The organism is Pseudomonas sp. MF6747, from assembly GCF_963890955.1.
Classification (GTDB): domain Bacteria; phylum Pseudomonadota; class Gammaproteobacteria; order Pseudomonadales; family Pseudomonadaceae; genus Aquipseudomonas.
This window is the reverse complement of record NZ_CAWPSZ010000008.1, coordinates 98,141-116,597: the sequence shown is the minus strand read 5'-3', so window position 1 is coordinate 116,597 and position 18,457 is coordinate 98,141. Positions and strand designations below refer to the sequence as shown.

Here is an 18,457-nt window from a genome sequence, read left to right as displayed (position 1 = left end):
GGAGCGGGCTTGCCCACAAAGGCGGTGTGCCAGTCGACACATTCGTTGACTGATCCACCGCTTTTGCGAGCAAGCCCGCTCCCACTTTTGTTTTGTGGCACTCACACACTTTGCTGTACATCCATACAGATAATGGTTGCTCAAATCCCTCTGACTCAGCATCCTGCAAGGCATCAACCCGATCTGATGTGATGACCATGCGGCTGTACCTCTGTGAAAAACCCTCCCAGGCCAAGGATATCGCGGCCGTGCTCGGCGCCAGCCGGCGCGGCGACGGTTGCTGGCTGGGCAATGGGGTCACAGTCACCTGGTGCATCGGCCACCTGCTGGAAACCGCCCCGCCCGACGCCTACGACGCCAAATACAAGCGCTGGGTGCTGGCCGATCTGCCGATCGTCCCGGAAAAATGGAAGATGCAGGTCAAGCCCAAGACTGCCAGCCAGTACAAGGCGGTCAAGCGTTTGCTGGGAGAAGCCCAGGACCTGGTGATCGCCACCGACGCCGACCGTGAGGGCGAGATGATCGCCCGGGAGTTGGTCGAGCATTGCCGTTATCGCGGCCCGATCCAGCGGCTATGGCTGTCGGCGCTGGATGACGCCTCCATTCGCAAAGCCCTGGCCGCGCTCAAGCCGGGCGCCGAAACCTTCAGCCTGTACCACTCGGCGCTGGGTCGCTCGCGCGCCGACTGGCTGATCGGCATGAACATGAGCCGTCTGTTTACTTTGCTTGGGCGCCAATCCGGCTATCAAGGCGTGTTGCCGGTGGGCCGGGTGCAAACGCCAACCTTGCGCCTGGTGGTGGACCGCGACCGCAGCATCGCCGACTTTGTGCCGGTGGCTTATTGGGCCATCGATGTCGATCTGCGCCATGAGCGCATGACCTTCACCGCCCAATGGCGCGCCGCGGATGATGCGTGTGACGACCAGGGCCGCTGCCTCAACCCGCAGGTGGCCCGCGACGCTGCCGATGCCATGCGCAACGCCGCCACTGCGCGGCTGGTGAAGTTGCGCACCGAGCGCATGCGCGAGGTGGCGCCCCTGCCCTTCGATCTTGGCACCCTGCAGGAAATCTGCTCCAAAAAACTGGGGCTCGGTGCCCAGGAAACCCTGGATATCGCCCAGTCACTCTACGAAACCCACAAGGTCATCACCTACCCGCGCAGTGATTGCGGCTACCTGCCGTTGAGCCAGCACAGCGACGCGCCGAAAATTTTAGCTGCGCTGGGGCGCGCGGACCCGGCAGTGAATGAACTGATGCCGCATATCGATCCCCAGCGCCGTTCACGGGCCTGGAACGACGCCAAGGTCAGCGCGCACCATGGCATCATTCCCACCGGGGCCGGTAAGGATGTGGGGCAGCTCACCGGTAAATACCGTGCGGTCTACACCCTGATCCGCGCACGTTACCTGGCCCAGTTCCTGCCTAATCATGAATACGATCGCACCCAGGCGGATTTCGACTGCGCAGGCCAAGCGCTGCGCGCGGTCGGCAAGGTGGTCATCGAGCCGGGCTGGAAGCGCGCGCTGCCCGAAGCGCTGGCCCCGGCAAAGGGGCGCGAGGCACCCGCGCCGCAAGCCTTGCCGGCGTTGGCGCAGGGCCAGGACTACGCGGTGGCCAAGGTCAATCTCAAAGACCTGTGGACCCAACCGCCCAAACCATTCACCGAAGGCGACCTGATCAAGGCGATGAAAAACGTCGCCAGGTTGGTGGAAGACCCACTGCTCAAGCAAAAACTCAAGGACACCACCGGCATCGGCACCGAGGCCACCCGCGCCGGAATTATCCAGGGGCTGTTGGACCGTGGTTACCTGATCAAAAACGGTAAGTCACTCTCGGCCACTGCGGCCGCATTCAGCCTGATCGACGCCGTACCTCGAGCCATTGCCGACCCAGGCACCACTGCGATCTGGGAACAGGCGCTGGACATGGTGCAAAGCGGTGAAATGAGCCTGGAAGAATTCGTCGCCAAGCAGGCGGCGTGGATGAGCAAGCAAGTGGCGCGCTGCAATGGTATGCGCATGACCATCACCGGCCCAGCCAGCCCGGCAGGTCGAGGCGCCACGCCATGGAAAAAGAAACGCAAGACGGCGCCACGCAAGACAACGGCCGGTGCCAAGCGGGGGAAAAAGCCGACAAATGCCGGCTGAAAGACGAAAAAATCCAGCGAATGACGTTTTTCGACGGGTTTAACGCCGCTTTGGACCTTGCAGCCCCGTAGCCCGTCTAGGATTCTGTAAGGGACCTGCTGACTTCCTAACAACAACACCGGAGTGGCCGCCATGAAAACCGTCGCACAAGTGCTCAAAGCCAAGGACCAGAAGAATCAGGAGGTTCACACCATCAAGTCGCACCAGACGGTGATGGAGGCATTGATCCAGATGGCTGCCAAAAACGTCGGGGCCTTGCCGGTTGTGGACGAAGGCAAAGTCGTGGGAGTGATCAGTGAGCGCGATTACGCGCGCAAGTTGATCCTCAAGGGGCGTTCTTCCGCGACCACTGCTGTGAGTGAAATCATGAGTTCGCCAGTGATTACCGTCGATACTCACCAGAGCGTCGAAAAGTGCATGAACATCATGACGGACGGTCACCTGCGCCACCTGCCCGTGGTCGAAGATGGCAAGCTGATCGGCTTGTTGTCCATCGGTGACCTGGTCAAGGAAGCCATTGCCGAGCAGGCTGACTTGATCAAACAACTGGAGCAGTACATCCGCGGCGAATAGGGGACCCCATGCTCGACACGCTGGAACATCAAGAAGACCACCTCGATACCCTGCACCGGGCGATGGCTGAGCAGCGCTTTGTGGTGCTGACCGGTGCGGGCATCAGTACGTCGTCGGGCATTCCTGATTATCGCGACAGCGAAGGTGTGCGTCGGGGCAAGGCGCCGATGATGTACCAGGAATTCCTGGCCACGCCGCAAGCGCGGCGCCGCTACTGGGCGCGGGCAATGCTGGGTTGGCCACGGGTGCGCGTGGCGCAGCCGAACAAGGCTCACCTGGCGCTGGCCACGCTGCAACAACGCGAGCGCATTAGCGGACTGATCACGCAGAACGTCGATACCTTGCATGACCAGGCCGGTAGCCAGGATGTGATCGAGCTGCATGGAAGTCTGCATCGAGTGCTGTGCCTGGATTGCCAACAGCGCAGCGAGCGCGATGTGATCCAGCGGGTGATGGAAGATCAGAACCCCTACCTGGCCGGCGTCGATGCCGTGCAAGCGCCCGATGGCGATACGCTGCTCGACCCTGCCTTTGAAGAACGCTTCCAAGTTCCCCACTGCCCGCACTGCAATGGCCAACGGTTGAAGCCCGACGTAGTGTTTTTCGGTGAGAACGTCGCCCAGGCCACAGCGGCCAAAGCAATGGCGGCGGTGCAGCAGGCTGAAGGGCTGCTGGTGGTGGGCTCATCGCTGATGGCCTATTCGGCATTTCGCCTGTGCAAGGCGACGGTGGAGCAAGGCAAGCCGGTGATTGCCATCAACCTGGGCAAGACACGCGGGGATGAGCTGTTGCAGGTCAAGATCGAGGCGTCCTGTGAGCGGTTGTTGCCGTTGCTGGTCAAGCGATTGATCCAGTAACACCGCCACAAACCAACAATGAACAGGGTTGTATGTGGGAGCGGGCTTGCTCGCGAAGGCGGTGCGTCAGTCAAAAGCGCTCCGGCTGACCCACTGCCTTCGCGAGCAAGCCCGCTCCCACAGGTTTCCATACTGAATTGATGACATCGCCCCTTCGACCAACCGCACAAAAAATGACGCCCAAGTCACGTTTTTCCGCATTACCCCGCCCCCACAACAATTTATGTAGTGCTCAAAAAAAATCACTACATAATCGTTGACGTAACCTTTTTACCCTTGCATTATCGAGACGTCTCCCGGATCGGGAGCGTTGGTAACACGTGTTTTGAACAAGCTCGTCTGACCGCCGAGCTGTTTTTCCGGATGTGCTCTGCCCACAAGGCAGATTGATGAAACTGACCGGCCCGCAAGGATCGGTACAAGAAGCTAAAACGCTGCTTGTCTTCGCGATGAAACCATTGCGTAGCCGTTCATCAGCAAGACTACATGCATCAGGTTCAAGACCCTGCCCGTATTCGGCAGACAGTCACTGACGCCCGGCTTTCAAGCCGGAGACAACTAAGCAGTTTTAACGGAATCAACTGATAGATCGCCAACTGGTCAAGGGGCTTACATTATGAATCTGAACAACCAACCAACTATCGATGAATTGGCTGAGATGTTCGCAGCGCAGAAAGACACACTCGACGACCATATTCTGTGGGTCGAAAAATCGGGTCAAGTCCATATCGACTGCGTGGCGCCCCATACCCTTGAGGAAGAGTTCGATAAAAACAACCGCAACCTGGCGGCGCGCCTGAAAATGTATCGCCGCGGCCAGGGTTATGTTGGCAAGAAAGCGGCTGCCGATCAAAACTTTATCGAGCAGGTATTCGACACACTTAACAATGCCTGGGCATCTTTCAAAGACAGCTCGACCGTTAAGGTAATCGACCGCTATTACTAAGTGATATTCGACAACTAGTGGGCGCTGGCTCGTCGGCGATGGCGGTTTAATATTCAACACTGATGTTGAGTTTTAAATAGCCATCGTCGACGAGCCAGCGCCCACATTTGTTTTGCGTCGTGATCAAAACGATGGGAATCGGCCTTTGGCGGCCTCATCGCGAAAAATATCGAACAAGACCTGCGCAGCTGCCGACAATTCATGGCCTGGCTTGGTCAACACACCAATCGGTCGCTCGATCACTGGATCGCTCAACGTGATGCAATAGGCGCCCGCCTCTTCCATCTGTTTCGCGCACAACGCGGGTACGGCGCTGACGCCAAGGCCATTGGCAACCATCTTGCCCACCGTCGCCAATTGATGGCTCTCCAGCGCCACCGGCAATTTCATCTGCAACGCGCCCAGGTGCTCCTCAAGCATCACCCGTACCGTGGAAGGCCGCTGCAGGGTAATGAACGGCTGCTCCAGCAAGGTTGGCCAGTCGATTTCGCTTCGCTGGGCCAACGGTGAATCTCCCGGCACTACCGCAATAAACCGGTCCAGATACAACGGGGTGAACGCCAGAGACGAACCCTCGGACGGCTCGAACGCCACGCCCAGTTCCACCTGACGGTCACGCACCATCTCCAGCACCTGCTCGTTGATCAGGTCATGCACCGTCACGTTCACTTGCGGGTAACGGGCGCGGAATATCTTCAGGATCGGTGGCAGCAAGTTGCCCGCAAACGACGGCATCGCCGCCACAGTGACCCGGCCACGCTGGAGGGTGAAACGCTGGCGCAGCTCGTCCTCGGCGTTGTCCCAATCGGCGATCAAGCGACGCGCCAGAGGCAACAACGACTCACCTTCAGGCGTCAGCGCGACATTGCGCGTATTGCGGCTGAACAAGCGCCCGCCTAACCCCTCCTCCAGCCCTTTGATGGTCAGACTCAGCGCCGATTGAGAGAGGTGCAGGCGTTCGCAAGCAGCGGCGAAACTCAGGCTCTGGGCCACGGCGAGAAAGGCACGCATCTGTTTAACGGTCATAGGAAGCTCCACGCTGCCAGTCGGATGCTGCAAGTGAGGTTGCCGCATGTCTATGCTTGAAGCTTGCGGCTTAAAACCGATTATGCTGTTTTTCAAACCAATCAACCTTAAAAAACAACTTAACAAATCAATCCGACGGCGCAACACTCGTGTCATTGGCTGGCCCACACACAATAAAAGAGGTGCATATGGCAGGTTTCGATAAACGCGTGGCGTCCTATGAAGAAGCACTGGCAGGCCTGGAAGACGGGATGACCGTGCTCTCCGGTGGTTTTGGCCTGTGCGGCATTCCGGAAAACCTCATTGCCGAGATCAAGCGCAAAGGCACCCGCGACTTGACGGTGGTTTCCAACAACTGCGGCGTCGATGGGTTTGGCCTCGGCGTGCTGCTGGAAGAAAAACAGATCAGCAAAGTGATCGCGTCCTACGTCGGTGAAAACGCCCTGTTCGAGAAGCAACTGCTCAGCGGCGAAATCGAAGTGGTACTGACGCCCCAAGGCACCCTGGCAGAAAAAATGCGCGCAGGCGGTGCTGGCATCCCGGCCTTCTTCACGGCCACCGGCGTCGGCACCCCTGTCGCCGAAGGCAAGGAAACCCGCGAATTCAATGGCCGCCCCTACCTGATGGAAGAGTCCATCACCGGCGACTTCGCCATCGTCAAAGGCTGGAAAGCCGACCATTTCGGCAACGTCATCTATCGCCACACCGCCCAGAACTTCAACCCGCTGGCTGCCACCGCCGGCAAGATCACCGTGGTCGAAGTTGAAGAAATTGTCGAACCGGGCGAGCTGGACCCGGCGCAGATCCACACTCCAGGCATCTACGTCGACCGGATCATCTGCGGCACCTTCGAGAAGCGCATCGAACAGCGCACTGTCCGCAAATAATCCGCCAGCCCAAATAATAAGGAGACAAACAATGGCCCTTACCCGCGAACAAATGGCTCAACGCGTCGCACGTGAAATGCAGGACGGTTTCTACGTCAACCTCGGCATCGGCATTCCGACCCTGGTGGCCAACTACATTCCCGAAGGCATGGAAGTGATGCTGCAGTCGGAAAACGGCCTGCTCGGCATGGGCCCGTTTCCTACCGAAGAAACCATCGATGCCGACATGATCAACGCCGGCAAGCAGACCGTGACTGCGCGCATTGGCGCCTCGATCTTCTCCTCCGCCGAGTCCTTCGCGATGATTCGCGGGGGCCACGTCGACCTCACCGTGCTCGGCGCGTTTGAAGTGGACGTACAAGGCAACATCGCCTCGTGGATGATTCCCGGCAAACTGGTCAAGGGCATGGGCGGCGCCATGGACCTGGTGGCCGGTGCAGAAAACATCATCGTGATCATGACCCATGCGTCCAAGGACGGTGAGTCCAAGTTGCTCAGCCAGTGCAGCCTGCCGCTGACCGGCGCCAAGTGCATCAAGCGTGTATTGACGGACCTGGCTTACCTCGAGATCGAAAATGGCGCTTTTGTCCTCAAGGAACGCGCACCTGGCGTCAGCGTTGAAGAGATTGTGAGCAAGACCGCCGGTAAACTGATCGTCCCGGACCACGTTCCAGAAATGCACTTCCAGTGAGGACAGATTCCATGCAAGACGTCGTGATTGTTGCTGCCACCCGCACCGCCGTGGGCAGCTTTCAAGGTTCGCTGGCCAGTATCCCGGCACCGGAACTGGGCGCGGCCGTGATCCGTCGCCTGCTGGAGCAGACCGGCCTGGACCCGGCTCAAGTGGATGAAGTCATCCTCGGCCAGGTACTCACCGCAGGCAGCGGCCAGAACCCTGCGCGCCAGGCCTCGATACTCGCCGGTCTGCCCCACGCCGTGCCGGCCCTGACCCTGAATAAAGTCTGCGGCTCGGGCCTCAAAGCCCTGCACTTGGGCGCCCAGGCCATCCGTTGCGGCGACGCCGAGGTGATCATCGCCGGCGGCATGGAGAACATGAGCCTGGCGCCGTACGTATTGCCCGCTGCACGCACCGGACTGCGCATGGGCCATGCCAAAATGCTCGACAGCATGATCACCGACGGCCTGTGGGATGCGTTTAACGACTACCACATGGGCATCACTGCCGAGAACCTGGTAGACAAGTACGGCATCAGCCGTGAAGCCCAGGATGCTTTCGCCGCTGCCTCCCAGCAAAAAGCCGCTGCGGCTATTGAAGCAGGTCGGTTTGTTGATGAGATCACCCCGGTCCTGATCCCCCAGCGCAAAGGCGACCCAGTGGCCTTCGCGGTCGATGAACAACCACGCGCCGGCACCACCGCCGAATCCCTGGCCAAGCTCAAACCCGCATTCAAGAAAGACGGCAGTGTCACCGCCGGCAACGCTTCCAGCCTCAACGACGGCGCCGCTGCAGTGTTATTGATGAGCGCCGATAAGGCCAAAGCCCTCGGCCTGCCTGTACTGGCGCGTATCGCCAGCTACGCCAACGCCGGCGTCGACCCGGCGATCATGGGCATCGGCCCGGTGTCGGCCACTCGCCGCTGCCTGGACAAGGCCGGCTGGAGCCTGGGCGACCTGGACCTGATCGAAGCCAACGAAGCCTTTGCCGCGCAATCTTTGGCGGTGGGCAAAGAGCTGGAGTGGGACGCTGAGAAGGTCAATGTCAATGGCGGTGCCATCGCCATCGGCCACCCGATCGGTGCCTCGGGTTGCCGCGTGCTGGTGACATTGCTGCATGAAATGATCAAGCGCGACGCCAAGAAAGGCCTGGCGACGCTGTGCATCGGTGGCGGTCAAGGTGTAGCCCTCGCCCTCGAACGCAGCTGATCCAAAGAGCAACAGAAGCAAAGGCTCGGTTCCACGAAAACCGGGCCTTTTCTTTTTTAAGCCGTCCCCATGAAAAACCACCGTCCAACTGTGGGACCTGGCTTGCCTGCGATAGCGGGTCGACCGTTGGCAAATGTGCTGGCTGACCCTGCGCTTTCGCAGGCAAGCCAGCGCCCACAATGATCTCTATTATTAGTCCGTGCGTGGCACCGCAAACACGGCAGTCGCTCGCGCCACGACATTCTCCCCCACCTGCAAGCTCACCGTGGCAAACGCCATCTGCCGCCCGCGTTTGTGATGTTCCAACCGCACCACAATCCAGTCGCCCACCTGCACCGGCCCCAGGTAATCCAACGTCATGCTCGCGGTAATCAACGGCAACGGCGGCTCACTGGAAAACGCCATCGCATAACCCATGCCGACATCCGCCAGGGTCGCCAACACCCCGCCATGCACCGTGCCGCGCCCATTCGCGTGGCGGTTATCGGAGCGCAGGCCTATTTCCAGATCCAGGCCTTCGCCCCGGCAATAAGCTGGGCCCAGCAAGTCGAGCAGCGGGCTACTGCGCGGCAGCGAAACAAACCCTTCGGGCACGGCGTAGGCAGTCATGGCAAATTCATCCTTGGCGTAAGGTCTGAGGTGTACGCCCCGCCCTCTGCGGAGGCCATCATCATCAGTCACGCAAATCCTGCGCGATGCTTTGCGTAAATCCGCCAGACCCGCTTTAATCGCGGGCAATTTCCCCTGCATATCCAAGGAACAGCAATGCGCCACCTGGACGGCACAACACAACCGCTTCTTTTGATCTTGCTGGCCGCACTGGCCTTGGCCGGCTGTTCGCCCAAGGAGCACTCCCGTGCCACTGTCATCAACGGCGAACAAGGCCGAGCCGGCGCGCAATTGGCTTATGAGCACAAGCTGACCCTGGCGCTGCCCGGCGCCCTGCTTGCACCGCGCATGCAGGCCACCCGCGAGGCCTGTGAGTCGGCACGCTTTGGCGCCTGCAATATTCTGGGCATCACCGAAGATGGCAACGGTGGCGAGATCATCCTGCGCATTGCACCCACCGGCGTGGAGCCGATGGTCGCGCTGGCCGCAGAAGGTGGAACACTCGGCCAGCGCATCACCACCGCCGAAGACCTTGCTGACGCGGTCGCCGATGTGCGCCGTCGCCAGGATCGCCTGCAAGCCCAGCAACAGCGCCTCGATGAGCTGGCCAAGCGCAAGGACATCAGCGTCAGCGACCTGATCGCTTTAACCAAGGAGCAGGCGGGCGTTGAAAACGAACTGCAGGCACTCGCCCAGGTCGCCGCCGGCCAACAACGCCGCCTTGATACTAACCGCGTGACCCTGAATTTCCGTTCCTCCGATGGCGCGAACCAGCAGTCACGCTTCAGCCGGATCTTCCGCAACCTGGGCGACAACCTGGTGGACGGCACGGCAGATGCACTGGAACGCGCCAGCTATGTACTGCCGTTCGTGATCCTGGCATTTCCGGTGATGTGGTTGTGGGTCTGGTTATGGCGCCGGTTTGTGGTGGCTGGCAGGCGTACTGCTGCAAACGAGCTTTCTGTGGCGAGCGGGCTTGCCCCGCATTCGGCTGCCAAGCAGCCCCAGAACCAGGCACCGAGTGATGACTGACACACTGCGTTCTACTTGACAGGGGGCTGCTTCGCAGCCCAACGCGGGGCAAGCCCGCTCGCCACAGCAAGCCGCTCGCCACGACACGCCCGCCAGCGATAATCAGCGCTTCATGCAGCGCTGATACCGATCATCCACGCGCTTGGCGAACCACGCGGTGGTCAGGTTGCGAGTGATCTTCGGGCTCTTCAACACGATGCCCGGCAGTATCGCCCGTGGTATTGGCTTGCCGGCCGCTTTATCAGCCAGCGCGTACACGCGTTTGTAGAGGGTGGTCTCCTCAAAGTCCAATTGCTCACCCTTCTCCAACTGGCTCCGGATGGTCGGATTGCGCATGTCCAACTTGGCCCCCAGGGAGCGCACCGCCAACTCAGTGGTGCCCGGCAACAATGAGCCATAGCGAATCAAGTCGCCATCCAACGCCAGCTCGGTGCCAGCAATGCGGCTGACGGCAGCCTGGAACGCAGCGTTGCGGCTGGCGTACCAACCGGCGTTGAAGTCAGCAAAGCGGTACAGCGGCTGGTCATAACTGACCGGGTAGCCCAGCAAGTGGGCGATGCCGAAATACATGCCGCCGCGCCGCGTGAAGACTTCACGGCGAATCGTGCCGTCCACCGTGTAGGGATAACCCCGCGCCTGTTTCTGTGCAAAGTCGATGCTGACTTGCATCGGGCCTGCGGTATGCACCGGGTTGAAACCGCCAAATAAGGTATTACCCAGAGGCACCACGCTGATGAAATCGTCAAAGATTGCGCTCAGGTCCTTCTCCGTGCGTGCAGCACTCAAACGCTCGGCGTAGGACTTACCGGTAGGCGAGCGCAATTGCAGTGCGCTGCGCACCACAAAGGCCGGCACATGGACCTTGCCGGCACGGCGCAGGATTTCATCCTGGGCGATCTTGCCCATGTTTGGCACCGGCGGGTCGACCTGGTAGGTGGACTCTTGCTCGGTGACTGCCAGCACAGCACAGATATTTTCGGTGCTGGGGTAGATTTTCTGAGTGTCGAAGGCGGTGTAGATGTCTTGTGCCCAGCCACCGCGGTCCGGCACCGTCGCCGGCAGCAGGCGCACGATCTGCGCTTTCACCTCGGCCTCGCTACGCTCCGGCTGTTGCGGACTGCGTGAAGTGGAGCAACCGGCCAGCACCAGCAACGTGGTGAGGCACAGGATCAGGCGGCTTGAATACATGGGGCTTCCTTGGGTAACGACGGGCCGGACATTGCGGATATCGACAGGTAAGTCTAACCGGGGTTCGCCGACCTGCCGCACTCGCCAATCCCAAACTAACGTGACAGGATCTGTCATCGACCATTCCTACAAGGAGTTTGAATGCCATGCTCAGTGTGAACTTCCTCGTCACCTGCCTGATCGTCGTGCTGATCCCCGGCACCGGTGTGATCTTTACCGTCTCCACCGGCCTCACCGCCGGCAAGCGCGCCAGCGTATTTGCTGCGCTGGGTTGTACCGCAGGCATCCTGCCCCACTTGCTGGCATCGGTGCTCGGCCTCTCTGCCCTGCTGCACACCAGCGCGTTGGCGTTTGAAGTGCTCAGGTACGCGGGCGTTGCTTACTTGCTCTACCTGGCCTATGCCACCTGGCGTGATCGCTCGGCCTTCGCGATGAATGACTCACCGACTGCAACCACAGCGCGCGGCCTGATGATCCGTGGTTTCCTGTTGAACATCCTCAACCCCAAGCTGACGATTTTCTTCCTGGCCTTTCTGCCCCAGTTTGTTACCCCAGGCAGCATCTCGCCCGCCGTGCAAATGCTGGTACTGAGCGCAGTATTCATGGCGATGACGTTTGCGGTTTTCGTCATCTATGGCTTGTTGGCCAATGGCTTTCGCCGCGCCGTGATCGAATCGCCGCGCGTGCAGAACTGGTTGCGCCGCAGTTTTGCGGCAGTCTTTGCAGGGTTGGGTTTGAACCTGGCATTTGCGCAGCGCTGACAAGGACTACCGAAACGTCCCACGCAACACCCGGATAACCTCTACAGATACCACCTGAAAACCTCGGCAAAGTCCTTCGCCTGATCACACAGTGCGAGGGATTGCAGATGGTTTTTTTCGTTAAAGCCCCAGTTATGGGGGCTGTATTTTGATCATCGCCACCAACCAACACATTGGCCTTCTGGTACTGGCCGTGATGGATTCAGAGACGCGAGACGTCGAATCCGTTCTCAGCGATTTCAAACGCTGCCTCAATACCTACGAGCTCTGGGCCGAAAGCTACATCAGCTTTTCGGCACTGGATGTCGATCAGGTATTCAAGGTCGGGGATGAGGTGGCACTCGTCGCGCCGATCAACCGCTCCATCCTGCCCAGCTCGGCCGTTGCGGCCTGCAAGCAGGACGGCACCCTGACCCTGGTGCACATGTTCCAGAGTTCTCAATTTGTACCCATCGGCAACACGCCAGTGGTGTTGCAAACCATCGACCCCAACGGTGGCCCCCTGGGCGACCCCATCAAAAAATTTATCGGCCCCAGTGGCATTCTGAAAATCACCGAGTGCGATCGGAACCAGAAGTACCGAGTCAATTTTTACCCCAACGTTTCTAAAGAACACTTCAAGGCCTTATATGCCTCCTATCAGTCGGTCATCACCTCGCTGGAGCACTGGCTGCGCACGGAGTGGCGCGCCACGTTCGGGCCACTGTGGAATAAATACTCCGAAGCAAACTTCCTCAAACGCTACCTCTTACTGCACCAGGCCTACGCCAAAGGGTTTGGCGATGCACTTGGCTCACTCTGGGACACGCTCAAACTGCTGTTTGAGTGGCTTACCCACCCACTGACATATGCCGAACAGCTGCTGCACTACCTGACCCAGGCCGAGTTCGGAAAGCTGCTGAATGTCAGCGCCGAAATGCTTGCGAAAGGTTTGCTGGTACTCAGTGATGAGCCTCTGCTGTTCATCTACCTGGCGGCAATGGTCAGTTGGATGCGGATGATGCCGCCGCCACTCATGAATGAGTTGCTGGGCTCGATCAGCCTTGAAGTGCTGATCAACGTGTTGCTGTGCCTTGCCACTGCCGGGATGGGCCTGGTGATACGCCTTGGCAGCAAGGTGCTGGGCAGCATCAAGTCTCATCGTGCGCGCCGGTGGCTGGAGCACATGGCCAAGCAGTTCGGAAAATCTCAGTTGGGTGAGCATGTTGAGGCGGCCAAGCCGATATTGCTCGGTAGCCCGGCAATCCAGATTCAGACGGTGCCAGTTGCGCCGTTAAAAGCTGGAGACAACCTGATTACGAACGCGGTGTCGATGGTTCGCAGCAAGACGCAGAAGACGGTGCTCGTGCGGCAAGAGTATGTCGATGATGTGCCTGTTGCTGCGAAAAATCCGCAGGGAGATGCGGCGGCGCCTGCGGATAAAACAGCCACCCATGGCTGCCCGGTGTCGATGGTCACCGGCGAAGAATTGCTCACCCTCACTGATGGCGCGCTGGACGGGATATTGCCGTTTGAGTGGACGCGGCTGTACCGCACCAGTGCGGTGGAAGTGGATTGCGGGTTGGGGTTTGGCTGGAGTCATGCGCTGGCACAGCGGTTGGTGGTTTCGGGTGATTCGGTGGTTTGGACGGATCATGAGAATCGATCGACTGCCCTGCCCCTGCCGACTGTGGCGCGACCGGCGATTACCAATAGCCTGGCCGAAGCGGCGATCTATTTGGGTGCCCTGCCCGATGAGTTGGTGCTGGCCCAGGCATCACGGTTTTACCACTTTCGCGATGGTGTACTGACGGCGATCAGTGATGCGTATGACAACCGGCTGCGGGTTATTCGTGATCGTTTGGGGCGGATTGAGCGGCTGGATAACGGCGCGGGTCGGTCGCTGTTTTTGCGCTATGAACTCGGTCGCATTGTGGCGGTTGACTATCAGGTTCATCGCGCCAAAAGCCGTGAGCCCTACGTCTGGGTAACGGAGCAGAACGTCGTTTCCTACGCCTATGACGACGCTGGCCGATTGGTTTCGGCGACCAATGCTGTAGGTGAAAGCGAGGTTTATCGGTACGACGAACAGCACGTCATTCTTGAGCGGCAGTTGGCCGGTGGGGCGAGTTTCTTTTGGGCGTGGGAACGGGCTGGCAAGGCGGCGCGCTGTGTTCGGCACTGGGCCAGTTTTTCGCAGATGGACACGCGGTATGCGTGGGAAGACGGCGGCAGGGTCACGGTTCACAACGCTGATGGTAGCCAGGAAGTGTATGTCCACGATCAGCGGGCGCGGCTGGTACAGCGGATTGATCCGGACGGTGCGGAGCATTTCAACTCCTACGACGACAAGGGTCGGCTGACGGTCGAGCAAGATCCGCTGGGGGCGGTGACGGCGTATCAGTATGACGACGCCGGACGTTTGGTGGCGTTGTTTCCGGGGGAGGATGAGCCGACTTCCTACGAGCATGACAACGGGTTCGTACGGGTCGTAAGGCGGGGTGAAGCGGTTTGGAAATATGAGCGTAACGAACAAGGCGACGTTATGCGTCAGACAGATCCTGACGGCCACATTACGGACTACACCTACGACAAATACGGGCAGCTGATTGGGGTTTGGTATCCGGATAACGGGTCTCATCGGCTGGTCTGGAATGAGCGTGGACAGCTCGTTGAGGAACAACTGCCGAATGGTGGGGTTAAGCGTTATCGCTATGACGATGTTGGACGACAAGTTGCGCGTGAGGATGAGCATGGCGCGCTGACGCAGTATCAATGGGACGGTGTGGGTCGGTTGGTTCGTGTCGTACTTCCAGGCGGTGCCACGCGGGAATTCAGCTACAACCCGTACGGAAAAATCACCTCTGAACGTAATGAACTGGGCCACGTCACCCGCTACGAATACGCCGACGGCCTGCACCTGATCAGCCGTCGCATAAATGCTGATGGTACCCAGGTCAACTACCGCTACGACAACGTGCGGTTACTGCTGACCGAGATCGAAAACGAAGTCGGCGAAACCTACCGGCTGGATTACCATCCCAACGGCCTGATCCAGCAGGAAACCGGTTTTGACGGCCAGCGTACGGCCTACGTCTACGACCTCAACGGCAACTTACTGGAGAAAACCGAACACGGCGATGACGGCAGTCAGCTAGTCACCCGCTACGAGCGAGACTTTTCCGGCCGCCTCGTACGAAAAACTCTTCCAGACGGTGGAGTGGTCGATTACGCCTACGACCGCCAGGGCAACCTCCTCAGCGTCGACGACGGCCATTGGGCGTTAGCCTACGAATACGATGCCCAAAACCGCCTCACCACCGACCACCAAGGCTGGGGCACCTTACGCTACGGCTACGACGCCTGTGGCCAACTGAAAAACCTGCGCCTGCCGGACAACAACCGCCTCACCTTCAACCACGACAAAGGCGGCCACCTCGCCACCGTCGAACTGAATGGCAAAACCCTCACCTCTCACCTGTTCAAAACCGGAAAAGAACGCCAACGCCAACAAGGCCAACTGCTCAGCCATTACGACTACGACGACCAAAACCGCCTGCACGCCCACGCGGTGACGCAAGAGGAACACAAGCTCTACCGCCGTCACTACGACTACGACAAATCCGGCAACCTCACCCGCCTGCTCGACACCCGTAAAGGCGAGCATCACTACCACTACGACCCCCTCGCCCGCCTGACTCGAGCGGATCACTCGCAAGACGTGCAAGAGCGCTTTGGCCACGACCCGGCCGGCAACCTGCTGATGCAAGACCGACCCGGTCCGGACATCGTGGCGGGGAATCGGTTGGTGATTCAGGGCGATCATCATTATGACTATGACGCCTTCGGTAACCTGATCCGCCAAAGACGCGGCAAGGGCCATCAACTCGTCACCGAGTATCGCTACGACTGCCAGCATCGGTTGATCGGCATCACCCAGCCCAACGGGCAAATCGCTAGTTATCGCTATGACCCGTTTGGTCGGCGGATCAGTAAAACCGTCGATGGGATAACCACTGAGTTTTTCTGGCAAGGCGACAAGCTGGTTGCGGAACATCACGCGGATCGGCATCGCAGTTATATCTACGAGCCGGACAGTTTCCGCCCGCTGGTCCTGCTGGAGGGCTTTGGTCCAAAAAATACCCAGCCGTTCCACTACCAACTCGACCACCTCGGCACCCCGCAAGAACTCACCGCCCCCGACGGCGAAATCGTCTGGTCCGCGCACTCCCGTGCCTATGGCCAGATCAGCCGCCTCGACATAAACAAAGTCGACAACCCGCTGCGCTTCCAAGGCCAATACTTCGACGAAGAAAGCGGCCTGCACTACAACCGCCATCGCTACTACAATCCAGATATTGGTCGTTACCTGACACCCGACCCGGTGAAGCTGGCCGGTGGGATCAACGCGTACCGGTACGCGCCCAATCCTACGGGGTGGGTCGATCCGCTGGGATTGAACACATGCCCCGGCGGTAATGGCTGCGCGCCAAGTATCATCGACAAAGAGCCGCCGGTAGGCGTTAACCACGCAGAGCCAGCTACACCACAAATGTCGCGTGCAGAGCGACAGGCGAGGATTGATGAACTTACAGAGGCAAACGCGTACAGGCGATTGGATGAGCTAGAAAAATTGACACCAGGCGCGCATTTCTTGGAAAAACACGGCGCCCAGACAACACTCGAATCTCAACTGGAAAGACTCCAAACAGCAAGGAACCCGACAACAGGAATTATCGAAGTCTATACATCAGGTCCGAATAGCGGTCAGCCTAAATACCCACCTGCCGCGACTAGATACCTCAGTCATAAGGATCAATTGAACGCTATATTTAGAGCACAGCTCATTTTCAGAAGAAACGGTCATGCCGCATCATTGAGACCCATGAACATGGAGAGGGTAATTGGCGATGGATATTCCGCCGATGGCATGCAGTACGGCCAAAAGCGCAACGCCCGAGTAATACTCAACAGCCAAGGCAACCCTAAAACAGCATATACGGAGTGAGAAAACCATGAAAAGTATGAAAAAAGAACCCAGCATGTCAATAATTCGCGGTTTATTATTCACCTATGATATTGAAAATACTGACGATCTAGAAAGAGAAAAGCTGATTGCATCAAAAGATATAAATAATGAAAAGGAGCTTTCAGAGCTTTTTGATGAGTTGACCAAACCTGAGTTTTTGTCATATACAAATATTGAACAGGAGTGGTTTATCGATTCGATCGACCACTATTTATCTATCAACGACAGCTTCGATTCTGTATTTAAAACGATGGCAACTTACTTCAGCACACCTGTATACGATCAAAGAGCGTTCATGCAGATACTCTTGAACCGTCTTACGGACTACAGAAGCACACATTGAAAGCCTCGATTGTTTTTTATAACCTCAACGTCATCTCGCAACGTTCATTGTTTGCCAGCGCAGTGCTTTACAGCGATCCCAGCCCCGTGACGAACAAGCCCGCTCGCCACAGGGTCACCGATCGGAATTAAATCCCCGCCAACGCCAAATCCATCGCAAAGTAAGTAAAAATCAAATCCGCACCCGCACGCTTGATCGACCCCAACGTTTCGCGCACCACCCGCGCCTCATCAATCGCCCCTGCCTGGGCACCAAACTTGATCATCGCGTACTCACCACTCACCTGATACGCCGCCACCGGCAAACGCGAGGCTTCACGGATGTCGCGGATGATGTCGAGGTAGGCACCGGCTGGCTTGACCATCAGCGCGTCTGCGCCTTCCTGCTCATCGAGCAGCGATTCGCGCACGGCTTCGCGGCGGTTCATGGGGTTCATCTGGTAGCTTTTGCGGTCGCCTTTGAGCGCGCTGCCGCCGGCTTCGCGGAACGGGCCGTAGAGGGCCGAAGCGAATTTGGTGGAGTAGGCCATGATCGGAATATGCGTGAAGCCGGCATCGTCCAGGGCGCGGCGGATCGCTTGGACTTGACCGTCCATGGCGGCGGACGGTGCGATCACATCAGCACCGGCGCGGGCGGCGGCCACGGCTTGCTTGCCGAGGTTGACCAGGGTCGCGTCGTTGTCGACGTGGGCGCCGTGCATCACGCCGCAATGGCCGTGGTCGGTGTATTCGCAGAAGCAGGTGTCGGACATCACGATCATTTCCGGCACGGCGTCCTTGATGATCGAGGACATGCGCGAGACCAGGCCGCGTTCTTTCCAGGTGTCGCTGCCGTTGGCGTCCAGGTGGTGGGACACGCCGAACGTCATTACTGACTTGATCCCGGCGCGGGCATAGCGCTCGATCTCAGCGGCCAATTTCTTTTCAGGAATACGCTGCACACCCGGCATGCTGGTGATCGGCACAAAGTCGTCGATTTCTTCTTCGACGAAAATCGGCAGTACCAAATCGTTGAGGGTGAATTCGGTTTCCTGGAACAAGCCACGCAGCTCCGGAGAGCGGCGCAGGCGGCGTGGACGGGCTTGGGGGAACTGGCTGGTCATGGCTGTCCTGAATAGCGGCAGAAATAGTTGGGGCGAAAGCTTATGCCCCTTGGCCCCGGCAGCACAAACGCCAAGGGGCCAACAGTGTATTGCG

At 58.8% G+C, this 18,457-nt stretch carries 15 protein-coding genes; 11 read left to right on the top strand and 4 right to left on the bottom strand.

Annotated features, from left to right (window positions below; all coding sequences use genetic code 11):
• Positions 1–197: 197 nt before the first annotated feature.
• The 4 genes from AACW30_RS10010 to AACW30_RS09995 all read left to right on the top strand — a co-directional run bounded on the left by AACW30_RS10010 (position 198) and on the right by AACW30_RS09995 (position 4,523).
• Positions 198–2,147 carry a DNA topoisomerase III gene (locus AACW30_RS10010; protein ID WP_200624912.1) on the top strand — a complete coding sequence of 650 codons (1,950 nt, stop codon included), beginning with the start codon at positions 198–200 and terminating at the stop codon, positions 2,145–2,147.
• A 132-nt stretch (positions 2,148–2,279) separates the two neighbouring features.
• The gene (locus AACW30_RS10005) at positions 2,280–2,720 is read left to right on the top strand and encodes a CBS domain-containing protein (RefSeq protein ID WP_106579933.1); all 441 of its coding nucleotides are present in this window, start codon (positions 2,280–2,282) and stop codon (positions 2,718–2,720) included.
• A gap of 8 nt (positions 2,721–2,728) precedes the next feature.
• The gene (locus AACW30_RS10000) at positions 2,729–3,577 is read left to right on the top strand and encodes an NAD-dependent protein deacetylase (RefSeq protein WP_200624911.1); all 849 of its coding nucleotides are present in this window, start codon (positions 2,729–2,731) and stop codon (positions 3,575–3,577) included.
• A gap of 616 nt (positions 3,578–4,193) precedes the next feature.
• Complete coding sequence (locus tag AACW30_RS09995; protein ID WP_200624910.1) at positions 4,194–4,523, top strand: hypothetical protein; 330 nt, start codon at positions 4,194–4,196, stop codon at positions 4,521–4,523.
• Positions 4,524–4,646: 123 nt separating this feature from the next.
• Here AACW30_RS09995 and AACW30_RS09990 read toward each other — a convergent pair whose 3' ends face one another.
• Entirely contained in the window at positions 4,647–5,549 is a 903-nt protein-coding gene (locus AACW30_RS09990) for a LysR family transcriptional regulator (RefSeq protein WP_179607220.1), read from the bottom strand.
• A gap of 188 nt (positions 5,550–5,737) precedes the next feature.
• On the opposite strand from AACW30_RS09990, the gene AACW30_RS09985 reads away from it, so the two are divergent.
• The 3 genes from AACW30_RS09985 to AACW30_RS09975 are packed head-to-tail and all read left to right on the top strand — an operon-like array spanning position 5,738 to position 8,320.
• Positions 5,738–6,436: a CoA transferase subunit A gene (locus AACW30_RS09985; protein WP_010211319.1), complete on the top strand. Its 699-nt coding sequence runs from the start codon at positions 5,738–5,740 to the stop codon at positions 6,434–6,436.
• 31 nt (positions 6,437–6,467) lie between these two features.
• A complete protein-coding gene (locus tag AACW30_RS09980; protein ID WP_017135011.1) occupies positions 6,468–7,127 on the top strand; it encodes a CoA transferase subunit B in 660 nt (219 codons plus the stop codon).
• 11 nt (positions 7,128–7,138) lie between these two features.
• A complete protein-coding gene (locus AACW30_RS09975; RefSeq protein WP_200624909.1) occupies positions 7,139–8,320 on the top strand; it encodes an acetyl-CoA C-acetyltransferase in 1,182 nt (393 codons plus the stop codon).
• Between the two features lie 192 nt (positions 8,321–8,512).
• On the opposite strand, the gene AACW30_RS09970 is transcribed toward AACW30_RS09975, so the two are convergent.
• Entirely contained in the window at positions 8,513–8,929 is a 417-nt protein-coding gene (locus AACW30_RS09970; protein ID WP_200624908.1) for a PaaI family thioesterase, read from the bottom strand.
• Between the two features lie 156 nt (positions 8,930–9,085).
• On the opposite strand from AACW30_RS09970, the gene AACW30_RS09965 reads away from it, so the two are divergent.
• Positions 9,086–9,961 carry a DUF4349 domain-containing protein gene (locus tag AACW30_RS09965; protein WP_200624907.1) on the top strand — a complete coding sequence of 292 codons (876 nt, stop codon included), beginning with the start codon at positions 9,086–9,088 and terminating at the stop codon, positions 9,959–9,961.
• Positions 9,962–10,063: 102 nt separating this feature from the next.
• Here AACW30_RS09965 and AACW30_RS09960 read toward each other — a convergent pair whose 3' ends face one another.
• Positions 10,064–11,149: a DUF1615 domain-containing protein gene (locus AACW30_RS09960; RefSeq protein ID WP_200624906.1), complete on the bottom strand. Its 1,086-nt coding sequence runs from the start codon at positions 11,147–11,149 to the stop codon at positions 10,064–10,066.
• A gap of 146 nt (positions 11,150–11,295) precedes the next feature.
• Between AACW30_RS09960 and AACW30_RS09955 the strand changes: the two genes are divergently transcribed.
• The 3 genes from AACW30_RS09955 (at position 11,296) to AACW30_RS09945 (ending at position 17,261) form a co-directional block, all read left to right on the top strand.
• Positions 11,296–11,910, top strand: coding sequence for a LysE family translocator (locus AACW30_RS09955; RefSeq protein ID WP_200624905.1), 615 nt, complete (start codon positions 11,296–11,298; stop codon positions 11,908–11,910).
• 196 nt (positions 11,911–12,106) lie between these two features.
• Positions 12,107–16,897, top strand: a complete 4,791-nt coding sequence (locus AACW30_RS09950) for an RHS repeat-associated core domain-containing protein (RefSeq protein ID WP_200624949.1) — start codon at positions 12,107–12,109, stop codon at positions 16,895–16,897.
• Between the two features lie 16 nt (positions 16,898–16,913).
• Positions 16,914–17,261 carry a hypothetical protein gene (locus AACW30_RS09945; RefSeq protein WP_179678463.1) on the top strand — a complete coding sequence of 116 codons (348 nt, stop codon included), beginning with the start codon at positions 16,914–16,916 and terminating at the stop codon, positions 17,259–17,261.
• Between the two features lie 127 nt (positions 17,262–17,388).
• Here the strand turns inward: AACW30_RS09945 and hemB are convergent, their stop codons facing one another.
• Positions 17,389–18,363, bottom strand: a complete 975-nt coding sequence (hemB, locus tag AACW30_RS09940; protein WP_124416977.1) for a porphobilinogen synthase — start codon at positions 18,361–18,363, stop codon at positions 17,389–17,391.
• Between the last annotated feature and the right edge of the window lie 94 nt (positions 18,364–18,457).

Coding starts and splice junctions, on each gene's coding strand:
- AACW30_RS09955 (WP_200624905.1), top strand. CDS start 11,296: ATGCTCAGTGTGAACTTCCTCGTCACCTGCCTGATCGTCGTGCTGATC.
- hemB (WP_124416977.1), bottom strand. CDS start 18,363: ATGACCAGCCAGTTCCCCCAAGCCCGTCCACGCCGCCTGCGCCGCTCT.
- AACW30_RS09990 (WP_179607220.1), bottom strand. CDS start 5,549: ATGACCGTTAAACAGATGCGTGCCTTTCTCGCCGTGGCCCAGAGCCTG.
- AACW30_RS09980 (WP_017135011.1), top strand. CDS start 6,468: ATGGCCCTTACCCGCGAACAAATGGCTCAACGCGTCGCACGTGAAATG.
- AACW30_RS10010 (WP_200624912.1), top strand. CDS start 198: ATGCGGCTGTACCTCTGTGAAAAACCCTCCCAGGCCAAGGATATCGCG.
- AACW30_RS09970 (WP_200624908.1), bottom strand. CDS start 8,929: ATGACTGCCTACGCCGTGCCCGAAGGGTTTGTTTCGCTGCCGCGCAGT.
- AACW30_RS09975 (WP_200624909.1), top strand. CDS start 7,139: ATGCAAGACGTCGTGATTGTTGCTGCCACCCGCACCGCCGTGGGCAGC.
- AACW30_RS09965 (WP_200624907.1), top strand. CDS start 9,086: ATGCGCCACCTGGACGGCACAACACAACCGCTTCTTTTGATCTTGCTG.
- AACW30_RS09995 (WP_200624910.1), top strand. CDS start 4,194: ATGAATCTGAACAACCAACCAACTATCGATGAATTGGCTGAGATGTTC.
- AACW30_RS09945 (WP_179678463.1), top strand. CDS start 16,914: ATGAAAAAAGAACCCAGCATGTCAATAATTCGCGGTTTATTATTCACC.
- AACW30_RS09950 (WP_200624949.1), top strand. CDS start 12,107: ATGGATTCAGAGACGCGAGACGTCGAATCCGTTCTCAGCGATTTCAAA.
- AACW30_RS10000 (WP_200624911.1), top strand. CDS start 2,729: ATGCTCGACACGCTGGAACATCAAGAAGACCACCTCGATACCCTGCAC.
- AACW30_RS09985 (WP_010211319.1), top strand. CDS start 5,738: ATGGCAGGTTTCGATAAACGCGTGGCGTCCTATGAAGAAGCACTGGCA.
- AACW30_RS09960 (WP_200624906.1), bottom strand. CDS start 11,149: ATGTATTCAAGCCGCCTGATCCTGTGCCTCACCACGTTGCTGGTGCTG.
- AACW30_RS10005 (WP_106579933.1), top strand. CDS start 2,280: ATGAAAACCGTCGCACAAGTGCTCAAAGCCAAGGACCAGAAGAATCAG.